General features: G+C 70.8%; 15 protein-coding genes. 12 read left to right on the top strand and 3 right to left on the bottom strand.

The genetic code is table 11. The annotated features are described in order from the left end of the window. Window positions 1–346: 346 nt before the first annotated feature. Together ElP_RS07060 and ElP_RS07055 are read right to left on the bottom strand one after the other, a co-directional pair. Window positions 347–718 carry a hypothetical protein gene (locus tag ElP_RS07060; RefSeq protein ID WP_145267944.1) on the bottom strand — a complete coding sequence of 124 codons (372 nt, stop codon included), beginning with the start codon at window positions 716–718 and terminating at the stop codon, window positions 347–349. Between the two features lie 212 nt (window positions 719–930). Then, on the bottom strand, window positions 931–1,950 hold the full coding sequence (locus tag ElP_RS07055; RefSeq protein ID WP_145267943.1) for a beta-ketoacyl-ACP synthase III: 1,020 nt from the start codon (window positions 1,948–1,950) through the stop codon (window positions 931–933). Between the two features lie 325 nt (window positions 1,951–2,275). Between ElP_RS07055 and ElP_RS07050 the strand changes: the two genes are divergently transcribed. The 5 genes from ElP_RS07050 (at window position 2,276) to ElP_RS07030 (ending at window position 6,511) form a co-directional block, all read left to right on the top strand. Next, window positions 2,276–2,689 carry a hypothetical protein gene (locus tag ElP_RS07050; protein ID WP_145267942.1) on the top strand — a complete coding sequence of 138 codons (414 nt, stop codon included), beginning with the start codon at window positions 2,276–2,278 and terminating at the stop codon, window positions 2,687–2,689. Window positions 2,690–2,776: 87 nt separating this feature from the next. Beyond that, window positions 2,777–3,571, top strand: a complete 795-nt coding sequence (locus ElP_RS07045) for a hypothetical protein (RefSeq protein WP_145267941.1) — start codon at window positions 2,777–2,779, stop codon at window positions 3,569–3,571. Window positions 3,572–3,714: 143 nt separating this feature from the next. Next, complete coding sequence (locus ElP_RS07040) at window positions 3,715–4,419, top strand: cobalamin B12-binding domain-containing protein (RefSeq protein WP_145267940.1); 705 nt, start codon at window positions 3,715–3,717, stop codon at window positions 4,417–4,419. A 139-nt stretch (window positions 4,420–4,558) separates the two neighbouring features. Further along, on the top strand, window positions 4,559–5,437 hold the full coding sequence (locus tag ElP_RS07035) for a DNA-methyltransferase (RefSeq protein ID WP_145267939.1): 879 nt from the start codon (window positions 4,559–4,561) through the stop codon (window positions 5,435–5,437). Window positions 5,438–5,695: 258 nt separating this feature from the next. Continuing rightward, the gene (locus tag ElP_RS07030; RefSeq protein ID WP_145267938.1) at window positions 5,696–6,511 is read left to right on the top strand and encodes a DUF433 domain-containing protein; all 816 of its coding nucleotides are present in this window, start codon (window positions 5,696–5,698) and stop codon (window positions 6,509–6,511) included. A 35-nt stretch (window positions 6,512–6,546) separates the two neighbouring features. On the opposite strand, the gene ElP_RS07025 is transcribed toward ElP_RS07030, so the two are convergent. Beyond that, window positions 6,547–7,329, bottom strand: a complete 783-nt coding sequence (locus ElP_RS07025; protein WP_145267937.1) for a DUF4058 family protein — start codon at window positions 7,327–7,329, stop codon at window positions 6,547–6,549. Window positions 7,330–7,528: 199 nt separating this feature from the next. Here ElP_RS07025 and carB point away from each other — a divergent pair, with 199 nt between their 5' ends. The 7 genes from carB (at window position 7,529) to ElP_RS06990 (ending at window position 15,639) form a co-directional block, all read left to right on the top strand. Next, window positions 7,529–10,765 carry a carbamoyl-phosphate synthase large subunit gene (gene carB / locus ElP_RS07020; protein WP_145267936.1) on the top strand — a complete coding sequence of 1,079 codons (3,237 nt, stop codon included), beginning with the start codon at window positions 7,529–7,531 and terminating at the stop codon, window positions 10,763–10,765. 54 nt (window positions 10,766–10,819) lie between these two features. Continuing rightward, a complete protein-coding gene (locus ElP_RS07015) occupies window positions 10,820–11,392 on the top strand; it encodes a Uma2 family endonuclease (protein WP_197446783.1) in 573 nt (190 codons plus the stop codon). Between the two features lie 22 nt (window positions 11,393–11,414). Further along, window positions 11,415–12,473: a hypothetical protein gene (locus ElP_RS07010; RefSeq protein ID WP_145267935.1), complete on the top strand. Its 1,059-nt coding sequence runs from the start codon at window positions 11,415–11,417 to the stop codon at window positions 12,471–12,473. A 154-nt stretch (window positions 12,474–12,627) separates the two neighbouring features. Further along, window positions 12,628–13,863, top strand: a complete 1,236-nt coding sequence (locus ElP_RS07005; RefSeq protein WP_145267934.1) for an enolase C-terminal domain-like protein — start codon at window positions 12,628–12,630, stop codon at window positions 13,861–13,863. A 16-nt stretch (window positions 13,864–13,879) separates the two neighbouring features. Next, window positions 13,880–14,461 (top strand): Maf family protein, encoded by a 582-nt coding sequence (locus ElP_RS07000; RefSeq protein ID WP_145267933.1) that lies wholly within the window; start codon window positions 13,880–13,882, stop codon window positions 14,459–14,461. A gap of 210 nt (window positions 14,462–14,671) precedes the next feature. Continuing rightward, a complete protein-coding gene (locus ElP_RS06995) occupies window positions 14,672–14,923 on the top strand; it encodes a hypothetical protein (protein ID WP_145267932.1) in 252 nt (83 codons plus the stop codon). Window positions 14,924–15,054: 131 nt separating this feature from the next. Beyond that, complete coding sequence (locus tag ElP_RS06990) at window positions 15,055–15,639, top strand: hypothetical protein (RefSeq protein WP_145267931.1); 585 nt, start codon at window positions 15,055–15,057, stop codon at window positions 15,637–15,639. The last annotated feature ends 46 nt before the right edge of the window (window positions 15,640–15,685 follow it).

The following is a 15,685-nucleotide window of genomic DNA, read 5'->3' as shown; positions in this document are numbered from 1 at the left end:
CGTCCAAGTAACCCACGACGGCCCCCCCGGCACCCATCGCCGGGGGGGCCGTGGTCGTATGCGCGGCCGCGTAAGGGCGACGCGGTGACGTTGCAACTGATCCGAGGGGGAGAGCCGATCACCTCCAGGCTCCAGACCGAAGGGCAGAACTTCCGAATATGATCCCTCCAAGGTCCGTTCCGGCGCTGCTGGAGAGCCTCCTGGCGGGGATGCCAGCCCAGGCGGCCGACAGGTCGGAGGAGATCCTCGTCCGAGGCGAGCTGCTCGAAGAACTCCGGGCCGCTGGTTCGCTCGCCGCCGAGTTGGCGAGAGCGTTCCCCGACCTCGACGAGGCCGGCAATGGGGACTACAGGTGGTTCGCGACCGCCCCGAAGGCGGCCGGCCTGGGCAAGCCCCAGCACCAGTCGACGGCGCCCTCCGGCGAGTGCGGGAATGTCACCGCCCCGCCAGCCGGTTCGTGGCGTCGGAGTTCTTCGAGCAGCTCGCCTCGGACGAGGACGGGACTGAACTCCCGGCGGAGATGGCCGAGTACTCCCACGACTCCGAGGCGGCCGAGGACGGCAAGCTGACCCTGGATGAGTTCGAGGTGCTCGTCATCGAGGCCCGATGCCGGGATGTCGGCGAGGGAGAGGGCGGCGGCCGGGGGCGGGCGCGACCCCGGCGCCGCCGACGTCGAATTCGCGGCGTCCTTCGACGCGGATCGGGACGGGACGGTCACGATCGAAGACCTCAGGGCCGCCGTCGGGGCGGACCTCCGTCAGGTGCTCGAGCGGAAGTCGAGCCTCGACGCGGACCTCGACGGAACGGTCTCGAAGAAGGAGAACGCCATCTCGATGCCGTACGAGTTCGGCGAGATCGACGAGTACGGGATGGACGGACGCACGTCGATGCGAAAGCCCCCCCGGACGGGCCGGTTGCCCGGTCCGGGGTTCACCAGCGCAACAGGGCGGTGCCCCAGGCCAGCCCGGCGCCGAAGCCGGAGAGCAGCACCAGGTCCCCCCGCCGGATCTGCTCGTCGCGCCGGAGTTCGTCCAGGGCGATCGGGATCGAGCCGCCGGAGGTGTTGCCGTACTTCTCCAGGTTCTTGAAGACGTTCTCGCGCTTGAACCCGAGCACGTCGCTGGCGGCGTGGATGATCCGGATGTTCGCCTGGTGGGGGACGAACCACCGGACGTCGTCGACGGCGAACCCGGCGTGTTCGAGCACGGCCGAGGAGGAGTCGGCCAGCATCCGGACGGCCCACTTGAAGACGGCCCGGCCGTCCATGGTCAGGTAGTGCAGGCCCTGGGAGATCGCCTCGGGGGAGGGGGGCAGTCGGCTGCCGCAGGCGGGGCGGCTGAGCAGGTCGCCCCCCGAGCCGTCGGAGCCGAGCTGGTAGGCGAGCAGCCCCTGCTCCGGGCTGCCCGGCCCGATCAGCACGGCGCCCGCGCCGTCGCCGAAGAGGGGGAAGCTCTTCTGGTCGCCGGGGTTGATGACCCGGCTGTTGCAGTCCCCGCCGATCGCCAGCGCCCGCCTGCTGGTGCCGGCGGCGACGAACTGGGCGGCGGTGATCATGGCGTACATGAAGCCGGCGCAGGCCGCTTGCAGGTCGAAGGCCGGGCAGCGGAGCTTCATCCGGTCCTGCACCAGGCATCCGGTCGACGGGAAGGCCATGTCCGGGGTCATCGTGCCGATGACGAGCAGGTCCACGTCCCCCGGCTCGCACCCCGCGTCGGCCAGGCAACGCTCGGCGGCGGCGATGCACAGGTCGCTGGTCGCCTGGTGGGGCTGGGCGAACCGCCGCTCGTGGATGCCGGTGCGGTTGACGATCCAGTCGTGGTCGAACCCGTGCGATTCGTGGAGGTCCTGGTTGGTGACCACCCGCTCGGGCACGTATCGGCCGCTGCCCAGGATTTGCACCCCGCTCAGCGATCGGATCGGGGCGTCGATGTGCGCTTGGCCTGTGCTCATGGGCGACGGCGTCGATCGGAAGGATTCGAGGGGAAGGCCGGGCCGGCCGATCGAGGGGGCATCGGGGTCGGCCCTCGCCCTGCCGGATCGGATTGGATCGGCTGGCCATCGGTCGGCCCATTATGCCGCCTCCCCCGCGCCGACCGGCGCGGGGCCCCGGACGCGCGCCCGTCTCGGCGACGCTCGGGCCCGGGACCGGCGGGGGACGCGAAGAGGGGCGACGGGCTCGGGGCGGGCGACCTCCAGACGATCGGGATGGGTTGCGACTATACTCGACCATGACGGACCTGACCATACCAAAGCGCCTCCCCCCGGTCCCCCGCCGATGGCCGAGCACCTGATCCGACTCCGAGGGCCCTGGGAGCTGATCGACCCCGGGGCCCCCGACGCCGAGCCCTCCCGCCTGACGCTGCCCGCCGACCGGCTCCCCCGGCCCGGCGGCCCGCTTCGGCTCCGCCGCCGATTCGGCCGGCCGGCCCGGCTCGACGGCGATCCCTCGTGCTCGATCCGGGCCGAGGCCGTCCCCGGGCTGCTCAGGGTCCGGCTCAACGGCGTCGAGCTTCCCCGGCCCCCCGACGACCGCCCCGGGGCCTTCCAGGCGGAAGTCGGCCCCCTGCTCGACCTGAGGAACCTGCTGGAACTGGAGGTCGACCCCGCCCGGTCGGCCGGGGCGGAAGTCGGCCGCCCCTGGGGCTCGATCGCGCTGGTCTTTGAGGACGACCGGCCCTCCCCCGGTTGACGATCGTCGCCGCCAACCGCGATCATGGATCCCGCCCTCCCCCCGGACGCCCGACCGACGCCCTCCGACGCGACGGACAACCGACCGATGGACTCCGAGCACGATTCGACCGCACCGCGCTACTGGATCTGCACCGCCGGGTTCTGGGTCGCCGGCGCGGCCCTGGCCCTGCTCAGCGTGATCGGGGCGACGACGCTCTGGGCCTTCCTCACCGGGGATCAGCGCCTCTGGGTGGCCCTGCAACAGCCCTGGTGCACCTGGGGCATCGAGCTGCCGATCACCGCCGGCGCCCTGCTCGGCTCCTACCTGCTCTGGGGCCGATGGACCGACTCACACTGGCAACGCCGGGCGGGCCTGCTGGTGCTGCTGAACCTGTTCGACTCGATCCACTGGGGGATTTCCCAGGCGGCCGTCATGGGAGTCCAGGCCGCCAACCTCGGCCACCCCTGGCTGGCCCACAACCTGGTGATGATCTTCGGCTGGATCGAGTTCTACCTCTTCGCCGACCTGGCGGCCGAGGTCGCCTCGCACCTCGGCGTGAAGGCCGCCCCGGACGCCGGCCGGACGGCCCGCCAGTTCTCGGCCGCCGGCCTGGCGCTGTCGATCCTCTACCTCGTCACCCAGACCCGATGGGGGGCCGGCTGGCCGCTCGTCGCCGGGCCGATGCCGAACGTCGGGGAGGCGCTGATGAACCTCGGCGTCACCTTCCTCCGGGTGATCGCCGGTGGGCAGGTGGCCACCCTCTGCGTCCTCGCGGGGATCTCCTGCCGGAGGACGGCCAGGGACCTCTCCCGGGAGGAGGAACCCGCCGGCGCCGCCCACTCCTCCGACTTCGATGCGGATCGGGACGCCGCCGGATTCCGGGACGACTTCCCCCGGTGATTCGCCTTCGGCCCTCCCGGGTCGCTTGATCTCCGGCCGCCCGGCAATACGATGGGGGGTGATCCGAGGCGACCCGAGGGCCCGGCCGCCGGGCCCAGGCCCTCGACTCCGAGACTTCGTAACCGGCCCGGGGGGGCATCGTGATGAGTCCCGTCGAGGCGCAACCGCCCCTCCACCTCTCGTACTTCGATCGCCTCCTCCAGCTCGACCGCCACGGCGCCATCAAGCTCGTCGAGCGGTTCCTGCTCGATCGGGAGGGAGACGTCGCCGCCCTTTATGCCGAGGTCCTGGTCCCCGCGCTGGTGCACACCGGGCAGCAGTGGCAGGAAGACCGGATCAGCGTCGCCCATGAGCATTACATCAGCGAGGTCACCCGGGACCTGATCCTCCGGCACGGCCCCCGCCTCTGGGCTTCCCCCGAGGCCGTCCACAGCACGGCCGTCGCCTGCTGCGCCCCGAACGAGCGGCACGTCCTCGGGCTCCTGATGGCGGCCGACATCCTCCGGGCCGCCGGGCTCGACGTCCACCTGCTGGGAGAGGGCGCCCCCCCCGAGAGCGTCGGCGACTTCGTGGCCGAGGTCGACGCCGACGTGCTCGCCCTCTCGGTCTCGCTGCCCGAGCACGTCGACGACGCCTCCGCCCTGATCGAGGGCGCCCGGGCCCGACGCCCCTCGCTCCTCGTCGTCGCCGGCGGCCGGGGGCTGGCCGAGCTGCCCGACCCCGCTGCCCGGGTGGGGGCGGACTACGTCACCAACGACCTCCGGGATCTGCACCGCGAACTCCCCCGGTTGCTGAAGCGTCCCTCCCCCGGCTCCTCCCGACGCGATCGACCCCCCCAACCCTCCTGAGCCGGACGTCGGGTGCCGCCCCGGCCGGACGATCGCCGGGTAGACTCGAAGCGGGGTCCCGACGGCCCGACGCCCGACGGCCGCCTCGCCCCGGCCCGTCCCCCGGGGCGAGCCCTCCCGCCATCGAGAGAAGACACCCATGCCCCGCACCGGCACCCCGGCCGACCTCCTCGTCCCCGGAGACTGCGTCGAGGGGATGCGATCCCTGCCCGCCGGGGTCGTCGACCTCGCCTTCGCCGACCCGCCGTTCAACATCGGCTACGAGTACGACGTCTACAAGGATGCCCGCAAGGCCGACGAATACCTGGAGTGGTCCCTCGCCTGGGGTCGGGAGGCGGTCCGCCTGCTCAAGCCCGCCGGCTCCTTCTGGCTGGCGATCGGCGACGAGTTCGCCGCCGAGCTGAAGGTCCTCTTCCACCGGGAGCTGGGCCTCCACCTGCGGAACTGGGTCATCTGGTACTACACCTTCGGCGTCCACTGCTCCCGGAAGTTCGCCCGCAGCCACGCCCACCTGTTCTACTTCGTCAAGGACCCGAAGCGCTTCACCTTCAACGACCAGGCCGTCCGGGTCCCCTCGGCCCGACAGCTCGTCTACGCCGACCGCCGCGCCAACCCCCGGGGCCGATTGCCCGACGACACCTGGATCCTCCGGCCCCAGGACGTGCCCGACGGCTTCCAGCCCGCCACCGACACCTGGTACGTCCCCCGGGTCTGCGGCACCTTCAAGGAGCGGGCCGGCTGGCACGGCTGCCAGATGCCCGAGCAGATCCTCGGCCGGATCATCCGGGCCTGTTCCGACGAGGGCGACCTCGTCCTCGACCCCTTCGCCGGCAGCGGCACCACCCTGGCCGCCTCCCGGAAGCTCAACCGCCGATACCTCGGGTTCGAGCTCTCCCCGGAGTACGCCTCCCGGGCCGAATCCCGCCTCGCCTCCATCCGGCCCGGCGACCCCCTCGAAGGCGGGGAGGTTCCCCACGTCACCCCCAAACGGGCCCGAGTCTCCCCGACTCCGACCTGACCCGACCCCAGGGCTCCGGGCTCCGGGCTCCGGGGGGATAATATTCGCGACGATGCGGTCGATCGCGCCGATTTTGTGACTGAAATCGCCGATTTCCCCGATGATATCGTCGACGGCGATTCCCCCGCCCGAGTCGGCGGGGGGTGGATCGCTCGCGACCGGGAGGGATCCCCGGCCGGGCCCCCGCGACGACGCGGATCGGCCTCGGCGCGACGATCGCCGATCGACCGCCCATGCCCTCCTGCTGGACGAGCACCCATGCCCCGACCCCGACGACGGCCGAGCGACTCTGCCGGCGACGCCCCGAAATCCCGGAACCGCCCCCGATCCGGCCGCACGATCACCGACCTTTCCCCCTTCCTCCTCGAGCCCCTCGGCTCGATGGACGACCCGGGCTTCCAGCTCCTCTGCGAGCGGATGATCGAGATCCTCGGTCCCCGGGGAGATCTCGAAAAGGCGATGGCCGGCCACGTCCTCTGGGCCTTCGGCGCCGTCCGCAGGGGTTTCCGGGCGGTCGACCTCGGCGTCAAGGGCGCCGAGGCCTACCTCCGGGCCATGCTCCGCTCCTTCCGATCCTCCCAGCGGACCTACGACCTGGCCCGGCGCATCGCCGAGCATTCCACGGCCACTCCCCCCTCGTCCCCGCCCGAGGCCGAGTCACAGGCCCCGGCACCTCCCCCCCTGGCTCCGGCCGAGGACCGGCCCCCCTCCCCCGCCATCACCCCCGAACCGCCTGCCCCCTTCGCCGAATGGGCCGACCCCGACGACGAGGCGGAGCCGGTCGAATCGGCCGCCGGGGAGTGGCGTACCCGGATTGCCATGGTCCCCTCGATCGACGCCCGATGGCCGGTCGTCGACCGCCTCGGCCTGGTCGTCGACGAGCTACTCGATCTCCGGGACGGGGGCATGCCCGACGACGAGATCATCGAGCGGCACCCCGGCCTCACCTACTCCGACCTCGCCGCCTGCACCGCATGCGAGGCCGACGGCTTCCGGGGCCCCCTCGAACCCCCCTACCCCGAGGATCTCTTCGTCATCGAGGACGAGGAAGGGCACGACCCGGGCGTCGACTGATCCCCGTCGTCCCGCCTCCCGGAGGCGGACCCGGCTCACACGGCTCGGGCGATGACCTCGCGGGCCCACGCCGCATCCGCCTCGCCCAGCGGGGGGGACGGCAGGCGGTCGTAATTCACCCGCTTGGAGTACCTCGCCCGATCCTGCAACGCGTGGAGCAGGTCGTTCAGCCGGACGATCGGCTCCGCGTCCTCCCGGAGCAGCGGGATCGACACGTCGGGGATCGGCACGCGGACGCCGAACGCATACAGCCTGCCGCTGGGATGGGCCCATGCTCGGCGGAGGAGGATCCGGTAGGCGGCCGATCGCACGTCCTCCCGGGTCGGCATCGGCATCGGCTCCCCGACCCGAAGCAGGTCGATCTCGACCAGATTCGTCCAGGTCAGCAACAGCTTGTGTCGCTTCGCCAGGTACTCCTTGCGGGTGTCCCCATGCACCTTGTTCGAGGGCGAGAGGACCTCGATCGACGTGATGAGGCTCGCCCCCTCGACCTCCCGGATCTCCAGATACGTCTCGGTGATCGGGTCGGCCGGGAATTCGATGTCGAGCACGAGCACTTCGCCCCCGGCCTTTGGCGCCTCCCCGATCGGCCCGGGCTCCGCCGGGCGATCCGAGGCGACGATCAGATCGGGCCGGAAGACCTTCGTCGCTTCCCAGGGGACGGAAATCACCATCCGCTCCTCCAGCGCGACGAAATAGCGGTCGGGCAACTGCTCGGAGATCGCGTCGCGGATCGCCGCGATGAGGCTGTTGTGCACATCCGGCCAGAGTGCCGGGTGCTCGAGCCAGGGGTCCATGCCGGGGAAGTCGGGTCGCATGTCGTGATTCTATCCGGGGCGAGCCCCGGCCGCCAAGCTTGTCGGCCGGGGCGGATCCCGGCTAGAATCGGGAAATTTTTCGGGCCGCGCCACCCCGGCCGGGCGGGATCGGAACGGGGAGGGGCGGCCCGACGCGCGCCCCGATGCCGGCCCGACCCTCCCCCCGCCGCCCCCCCCGCAGCGAAGCGAGTGACCGCCCGTGCCCAAGCGCAAGGACATCAAGAAGATCCTCATCATCGGCGCCGGCCCGATCGTCATCGGCCAGGCCTGCGAATTCGACTACTCCGGCTCCCAGGCCTGCAAGGCCCTCCGGGAGGAGGGGTTCGAGGTCGTCCTGGTGAACTCCAACCCGGCGACGATCATGACCGACCCGGGCATGGCCGACCGCACCTACATCGAGCCGATCGTCCCCGAGGTCGTCGAGCGGATCATCGCCAAGGAGCGCCCCGACGCCCTGCTGCCCACCCTCGGCGGCCAGACCGGCCTGAACGTCGGCCTCGCCCTGGCCGAGTCCGGCGCCCTCGAACGCCTCGGCTGCCGCCTCATCGGCGCCGAGGCCGAGGCGATCCGCCTCGCCGAGGACCGCGCCCTCTTCAAGCGCTGCATGGACGAGATCGGCCTCCAGTCCGCCCGGTCCGGCCTCGCCCACTCCCTCGACGAGGCCCGGGCCATCCGGGACGAGGTCGGCCTCCCCTGCGTCCTCCGCCCCAGCTTCACCATGGGGGGCTCCGGGGGCGGCTTCGCCTTCAACAAAGACGAATTCGATCGCATGGTCACCTATGCGCTCGAACTGAGCCCCGTCCATTCCGTCCTGATCGAGGAGAGCATCCTCGGCTGGAAGGAGTACGAGATGGAGGTGATGCGGGACTGCGCCGACAACGCCGTCATCGTCTGCTCCATCGAGAACTTCGACCCGATGGGCGTCCACACCGGAGACTCCATCACCGTCGCCCCCGCCCAGACGCTGACCGACAAGGAATACCAGCGGATGCGCGACGCCTCGCTCGCCATCCTCCGCAAGATCGGCGTCGAGACCGGCGGCTCCAACGTCCAGTTCGCCATCAATCCCGAGGACGGCCGGATGGTCGTCATCGAGATGAACCCGCGCGTGAGCCGGTCCAGCGCCCTCGCCTCCAAGGCCACCGGGTTCCCGATCGCCAAGATCGCCGCCAAGCTCGCCGTCGGCTATCGCCTGGACGAGATCCGCAACGACATCACCCGGGAGACCCCCGCCTGCTTCGAGCCGACGATCGACTACGTCGTCACCAAGATCCCCCGCTGGGCCTTCGAGAAGTTCCCCGACGCCGACCCCGTCCTCACCACCCAGATGAAGTCCGTCGGCGAGGTCATGGCCATCGGCCGGACCTTCAAGGAATCGCTCCAGAAGGCCCTCCGAGGCCTGGAGGTCGGCCGTTTCGGCCTCGGCTGCGACCCCAAGGATCGCTGGTACTCCCCCTCCCGCCCCTCGGAGGAGGAGATCACCGCCAAGCTCGCCACCCCGAACTCCGAGCGCATCTGGTCGATCCGGGACGCCCTGCTCTCGGGCTTCTCCGTCGACCGGATCCACGACCTGACCCACATCGACCCCTGGTTCCTCGACAACATCGCCGAGCTGGTCGAGATCGAGGGCCGTCTCCGGGCCGCCGGGTCGCTCGAATCCGCCCCCGATGACCTGATTCGGGAGGCCAAGCGCGCCGGCTTCTCCGACCGCCAGCTCGGCCACCTCTGGAACGCCCCCGAGGGCGAGGTCCGACGCGACCGCAAGCGCCGGGGCATCGAGGCCGTCTTCAAGCTGGTCGACACCTGCGCCGCCGAATTCGAGGCGTATACGCCCTATTACTACTCCACCTACGAGGACGAGGACGAGTCCCGGGTCGGCGACAGGCCCCGGGTCATGATCCTCGGCGGCGGCCCGAACCGGATCGGCCAGGGGATCGAGTTCGACTATTGCTGCTGCCAGGCCGCCTACGCCCTCCGCGAAGACGGCTTCGAGGTCGTCATGGTCAACTCCAACCCCGAGACCGTCTCCACCGACTACGACACCTCCGACCGCCTCTTCTTCGAGCCGCTGACGGTCGAGGACGTGCTCAACGTCGTCGAGCGCGTGGAGCCGACCGGCGTGATCGTCCAGTTCGGCGGGCAGACCCCCCTGAACCTCGCCAAGGCGCTCGAGGCCGCCGGGGTGCCGATCATCGGCACCACCCCCGACCGCATCGACCAGGCCGAGGACCGCGACCGCTTCCGCGCCGTCATCGAGGCCCTCGGCCTGCGGCAGCCCCCCAACGACACCGCCACCAGCGAGGCCCAGGCGCGGCGGATCGCCGGGAAGATCGGCTACCCCGTCGTCGTCCGCCCCAGCTTCGTCCTCGGCGGCCGGGCGATGGAGATCGTCTACGACGAGCCCAGCCTCGACCGCTACATGACCTTCGCCGTCGAGGCCAGCCCCGACCACCCCGTCCTCATCGACAAGTTCCTCGAGGACGCGACCGAGGTCGACGTGGACGCCGTCTGCGACGGCGAGCGGACCATCATCGGCGGCGTGATGGAACACATCGAGGAGGCGGGGATCCACTCCGGGGACTCGGCCTGCGCCATCCCCCCCTTCAGCCTCCCCGGCCCCGTCATCGCCGAGCTGAAGCGCCAGACCTACGCCCTGGCCGAGGCCCTCGAAGTCCGGGGGCTCATGAACATCCAGTTCGCCGTCAAGGGCGGCGAGGTCTACGTGCTGGAGGTCAACCCCCGGGCCAGCCGCACCGTCCCCTTCGTCTCCAAGGCCACCGGCCTGAACCTCGCCAAGGCCGCCGCCCGGGTGATGGTCGGCCGGTCCCTGGCCGACCAGGGGATCACCGCCGAGGTCGAGCCCTCCTACGTCTCGGTCAAGGAATCCGTCTTCCCCTTCATCAAGTTCCCCGGCGTCGACATCGTGCTCGGCCCCGAGATGCGCTCGACCGGCGAGGTCATGGGGATCGACACGGATTTCCCCTCCGCCTTCGCCAAGAGCCAGCTCGCCGCCTCCACGAAGCTCCCCGGGTCGGGCACCGTCTTCGTCAGCGTCGCCCCCAGGGACCGCGACGCCGTCGTGCCGATCGCCCGCAAGCTGATCGACCTGGGCTTCGACCTGATGGCCACCCCCGGTACCGGCGGCCACCTCGCCGAGAACGGGATCGCCGTGTCCACCGTCCGGAAGATCCAGGAGGGCCGCCCCAACGTCCTGGACCACCTCGCCAACAACGCCATCGCCCTGATCGTCAACACCCCCAGCGGCAAGGGCGCCCGCACCGACGAGGGCCGCATCCGGGCCTCCGCCGTCAGCCACGGCGTCCCCTGCATCACCACCCTCGCCGGCGCCCGGGCCGCCGTCGCCGCCATGGAACGCCTCCGGGAAGGCGAGCTGGAGGTCTACGCGTTGCAGGACCTGCTAAAATCAAGTCGGTAAGGTCAGGACGGTCCATGCGGCCCGGCCCCTCAATCTCCGCGACGGAGGCGACGCGTGGGAAAGGCGACTGAGAAGGTCCGACAAACCATCGACGACCTCCACCGCGTCGACGGCAACGCGGAGTTGATCGACGGGAGGATCATCCACTTCATGCCGACCGGTCACCTTCCCAACGTGGTCGCGGGCCGGATCTACCGCCGCCTCGCCGACCACGTCGACGATGCCGGAGCCGGCGTCGTCTACACCGACAACATCGGCTTCGCCGTTGCCGAGTTGTCCTCGGGTCGGGAATCCTTCTCTCCTGACGTCGCGTTCTACACCGGGCCGTTGCCAACGAACCCGATGAGGTTCGTCGAAGGCCCCCCCACGTTCGCCGTCGAGGTCCGCAGCGAGGGAGACAACGGCCCGGCCGCTGACCGGGCCTACGCCGCCAAGCGGGCAGACTACTTCGAGGCCGGCACCCTCGTCGTCTGGGACGTCGACCCGATCGCCGAGGTGATCCGCTCCTACCGCCTCGACCGCCCCGACGAGCCCATCACCTTCGCCAGTGGCAAGACCGCCGACGCCGAACCCGCCGTCCCCGGCTGGCGTCCGATGGTCGATCAGCTGTTCCCCCCCCGACGCTGACCGACCACCCGGGCTCTCGACCATGAAGCCGACCCGAGACGTCTTCCTCGCCCAGCGGCACCGCCGGTTCGGCCGATCGAACCCGGAGCGGTTCCGCCTGGAACTCTGGGACTGGATCCTCCGAGAGGGGATCTGGCCATACCGGCTCCGCAAGGAGTTCGACGCCGGCCCCGAGCCCGACGGCGAGCCGGAGTGGTCCATCGGCGACATGGGATTCACCCGCACCGAGCTGCCCGACGGCCGGATCATCCGCGTCGGCGGCGAGCACGAGGATTTCTACGACCCCGACTTTTGCATCTACAACCACGTCATCGTCGAGGCTCCCGGAGAGGTTCCCGCCATCTTCGGCTATCCCCGAGACGTCTTCCCGCCGACCGACTTCCACTCGGCCACCCTCGTCGACGGCCGGATTTTCATCGTCGGCTGCCTCGGCTACCTCGACGAGCGGAGGCCCGGCACCACCCCCGTCTTCTCCCTCGACACCGAGACCTACCGGATCACCCCAGTCCCCACCTCCGGCACTCCCCCGGGCTGGATCTTTAAGCATTCGGCCACCCTCGACCCGGGCCGGAACGCCATCGACGTCTCCGGGGGCAATCTCTTCGAGATCCGGGACGATCAACCTCTCGTTCGCCGCTCGCTCGATGACTTCCGCCTCCACCTCGACGACGGCCGCTGGGAGCGCCTGACCGAGCGCAGCGATTGGGTCGAGGTTCGGATCGCCCCCGAGCACTGGGACCTCGAGTCCTCCAGGCGGTTCCGCCGGGCCGAACGGGACTCGTACCTCCTGCCGCGGTCGACCCCGCACATAATTGTCCGTCGCGTCGGCGAACCCTCGCCGGACGACGTGGACGAAGACCTCCTCTCCCGCTGCTTCGAGATCGACGGCATCACCATCCGGACCCGATCCGAGCATTCTTGCTCCATCGGAGTGCTGATCGAGGGCCCCCTACAGGGCCCCCTGTTCCGCCAACTGATCGACGACCTCCGCTCCGGCCTTGAAGCCATCATCGACGGCCCGAGCTGCAAGGTCACGCATCTCGCTCCCCCTCGGGGAGGGCCTAGAGGAAGCGGGGCGTGACGGGCGGGCTCGGATCACCCTCGGGGAGCCGAGGGGCGGGGAGCGGCCGCTTGACCCCACCCCTTCGGCCCGCCAGAGTGATCGTCGAGGCCGCGTCGCCCGGCACCCCGCCAAGGCGACGCGAGGCAAGATCGACGCCCGAGGAGATCGACCGATGCAGCGCCGCACCTTCCTCCGATCGCTTGGCTTGGGCCTGGCGTCCTCGGCGATCGGAGTTCAATCCGGCGCCGGAACCAGCAGGGACGGTGCCTCGGACGAACTCCGCCGGTTCCGCATCACCTCCGTCACCAGCTTCCGACACGTCTGCCCCCGGCCGAAGCTCGTGGGCAAGAACTCGCACCTGGACGTCCACGGCGACACCACTTCCGAGCATTGCCTCCGGCTCGCCACCGACCAGGGAGTCGAGGGTATCGGCGTCGGCAACCTCTCCGAGGAGGCGGCCCGGTCGCTCGTGGGGATGACCCTCGACCAGCTCTGGGATTCGGGGCGGGGCGCCGTCGGACCCATCGGGCGGGCCGATCACGCCCTCTTCGACCTCGTCGGCAAGGCCCTCGGCAAACCGGCCTGGGAGCTGATCGGCGGCCGGGGACCGGAATGGATGCCCGTCTACGACGGCAGCATCTACTTCGCCGACCTGATCCCCGAGCACGAGGGCCGCGGCATCGCCCGGATCCTGGAGGAAGTCGAGCAGGGCATGGAGCGGGGCCATCGCGCCTTCAAGGTCAAGGTCGGCCGCGGCTACAAATGGATGGAGCCATCCGCCGGCTTCGATCGGGACGTCGAGGTCATCAAGGCCATCCGCGGCCTCGTCGGCCCCGACGTCCGATTGATGGCCGACTCCAATAACGGCTATGACCTTGACGAGACCCTCCGCTTCCTCGACGCCATCGAGACGGAGCTTTTCTTCGCCGAGGAGATGTTCCCGGAGGATGTCGAGGCCGACCTCCGCTTCAAGGCCGAGATCGCCCGCCGGGGCCTGGGGACCCTGGTCGCCGACGGCGAGTCGGCCGGCGAGGTCGACCACTTCGACCCCTACCTCGACGCCGGGGCGCTCGACGTACTCCAGCCCGACATCCGGGCCCTCGGCCTCTCGCTCCAGTGGGAGCTCTCCCGGCGGATCGAGGCGTCCGGCACCCCGGCCCGCCTGGCGCCCCACAACTGGGGTTCGAACCTCGGCGTGTTCATGCAGGCGACCCTCGCCCGTGGCATCCCGAACTTCCTGATGGCCGAGTGGGACACCAGCACCTCCGACCTGTTCGACACCTCCGCCTTCACCTTCCGAGACGGCCTGCTCCGGGTGCCCGACGCCCCCGGCAACGGGCTCGTCCTCCGCGACGACGTCTTCGCGTCGAAGTACGCCGACGAGGCCTGGACCGTCTCGGCCGATTGACCCCCGGAGGACGCCGATGGACCTGATCCTGGCGAGCACCTCCCCCTACCGCCGCGCCCTGCTCGAACGCCTCGGCCTGCCCTTTCGCTGCCTGGCCCCCGGCGTCGACGAGGAGGCCGTCAAGGCGCTCGGCCTGACCCCGGCCCGGCTGGCTGAGCGCCTCGCCGAAGCGAAGGCCGACGCCGTCGCCCGACTCGATGCCGCCGCCGGGGCGGCCGTGATCGGCTCCGACCAGCTCGTCTCCTTCGAGGGGCGGGTGCTCGGCAAGCCGGGCACCCCCGATCGGGCGGTCGAGCAACTCCTGATGATGTCGGGAAGGCCGCATGAGCTGATCACGGCGATGGCAGTCCGCCTCGGCGACCGGACGCTCCGCCACACCGACGTCGCCCGGTTGCATCTCCGACCCCTGACCCGGGCCGAGGTCGAGCGCTACGTCCTCGCCGACCGTCCCCTCGACTGCGCCGGCTCCTACAAGCTCGAATCCCGGGGGATCGCCCTCTTCGACCGGATCGAGTGCGCCGACCACACCGCCATCGTCGGCCTGCCGCTGATCGCCCTCACTTCGCTGCTCCGGGATCTCGGCTTCGCCATCCCCTGACCCGCCCCGGCCGCGCCCGCCGGTCGGCCGGGCGTCGGCCCCTCGCACCCCGGAGTGCTGTACGCCGGGATATTCGATACAAACCCTCCGTTGCACGCTTGTCACCCGGCCTGGTGCTCAGTACACTGAGGCCGATTGTACAGGTCAGACCCGTTCTGACGGGGCCGCCCCGACGTGTCACCGGGGCGGACGCCGCACGGAGGGACACCGATGTCGACCCCGATCGCCTCGCGAACCGACCTCGGCCGGAGCCGACCGGCCCGACGCACCGAACGGCCCTCGATCCGGGAAGTCTGCCTGGTGGGGGCGTCGGCCCTGCCCGATTCGCCCCCCCAACACCCCCGGGCGACCCTGGATCGATCGGGCCGCACCTATCTCGTCCGATCGATGCAGGGCCCGGCCGGGTCCGACCCGAGGCGGTATCTCCACCTCGTCGTCGCCCCCGGGACCGACGGGGCCTGATCGTCCCGGACCAGGCCCGGGACGACCCGGATCCGGGAGCCCCCCCATCGGCCGATCGGCGGGGCCTCGATGACCCGGGGGCTTGAGTCGGACGGGAGGGCCGTCGACGAGAGGTTCGGAGCGGAACGGTCATGGCCATGCCCGTCCGGCAGCCCCCGACGACCCGGACCTCCTCGGGGCGCCGCGCGCGGTCTCGGCCCATCCCGCCTCCCGACCTGGAGTTCAAGACCGTCGAACTGGCCCAGCGTGCCCGGATGATCGTCGACGTGGCCGAGGCCGACCTCGACGCCGCCGAGGAGCACCTCGGGCCCTTCCACGAGACTACCTGGTCTTTCCGGGGGGCACTGGCCGAGGCCCGGAACTCCTGGGATCGCCTCCGGGCCCGGTATGGACTCCTCGCGCTCGACGCCGCCCTGGAGGAGCCACCGGCCACGGTCCTGACCCTGGGACACACGCCCGACGGCACCCCCCTGGCGATCCTCATCGTCGTCGACGGCAAGACCTACCGGGTCCAACGCCTGCCCGACGCGCCGGAGGCCCCGAGGATCTGGCGATTGACCCGCCTCCCCCCCCACGAGGACGGCCCGTACCACGCGTGCCGGCTCGCCGACGGCTCCACCCAGTGCGACTGCGCCGAGTGGACCTACCAGATCGCCGACCTCTCCGCCGAGCTTTGCAAGCACCTGGCCGCCCTCGACGCGCTCGGCTGGCTCTGAAACCGCCCGGGCTCGGCCGGGCCGAGTCGATCCCGGTCGGATTTCC

Source organism: Tautonia plasticadhaerens (genome assembly GCF_007752535.1).
GTDB classification, from domain to species: domain Bacteria; phylum Planctomycetota; class Planctomycetia; order Isosphaerales; family Isosphaeraceae; genus Tautonia; species Tautonia plasticadhaerens.
This window is presented reverse-complemented; position numbering and strand designations above follow the sequence as displayed.

Bases quoted from the DNA above. Each gene is read 5' to 3' on its own strand.
- ElP_RS07055 (WP_145267943.1), bottom strand. From the start codon at position 1,950: ATGAGCACAGGCCAAGCGCACATCGACGCCCCGATCCGATCGCTGAGC.
- ElP_RS07050 (WP_145267942.1), top strand. From the start codon at position 2,276: ATGGCCGAGCACCTGATCCGACTCCGAGGGCCCTGGGAGCTGATCGAC.
- ElP_RS07045 (WP_145267941.1), top strand. From the start codon at position 2,777: ATGGACTCCGAGCACGATTCGACCGCACCGCGCTACTGGATCTGCACC.
- ElP_RS07040 (WP_145267940.1), top strand. From the start codon at position 3,715: ATGAGTCCCGTCGAGGCGCAACCGCCCCTCCACCTCTCGTACTTCGAT.
- ElP_RS07035 (WP_145267939.1), top strand. From the start codon at position 4,559: ATGCCCCGCACCGGCACCCCGGCCGACCTCCTCGTCCCCGGAGACTGC.
- ElP_RS07030 (WP_145267938.1), top strand. From the start codon at position 5,696: ATGCCCCGACCCCGACGACGGCCGAGCGACTCTGCCGGCGACGCCCCG.
- ElP_RS07025 (WP_145267937.1), bottom strand. From the start codon at position 7,329: ATGCGACCCGACTTCCCCGGCATGGACCCCTGGCTCGAGCACCCGGCA.
- ElP_RS07010 (WP_145267935.1), top strand. From the start codon at position 11,415: ATGAAGCCGACCCGAGACGTCTTCCTCGCCCAGCGGCACCGCCGGTTC.
- ElP_RS07005 (WP_145267934.1), top strand. From the start codon at position 12,628: ATGCAGCGCCGCACCTTCCTCCGATCGCTTGGCTTGGGCCTGGCGTCC.
- ElP_RS07000 (WP_145267933.1), top strand. From the start codon at position 13,880: ATGGACCTGATCCTGGCGAGCACCTCCCCCTACCGCCGCGCCCTGCTC.
- ElP_RS06995 (WP_145267932.1), top strand. From the start codon at position 14,672: ATGTCGACCCCGATCGCCTCGCGAACCGACCTCGGCCGGAGCCGACCG.
- ElP_RS06990 (WP_145267931.1), top strand. From the start codon at position 15,055: ATGGCCATGCCCGTCCGGCAGCCCCCGACGACCCGGACCTCCTCGGGG.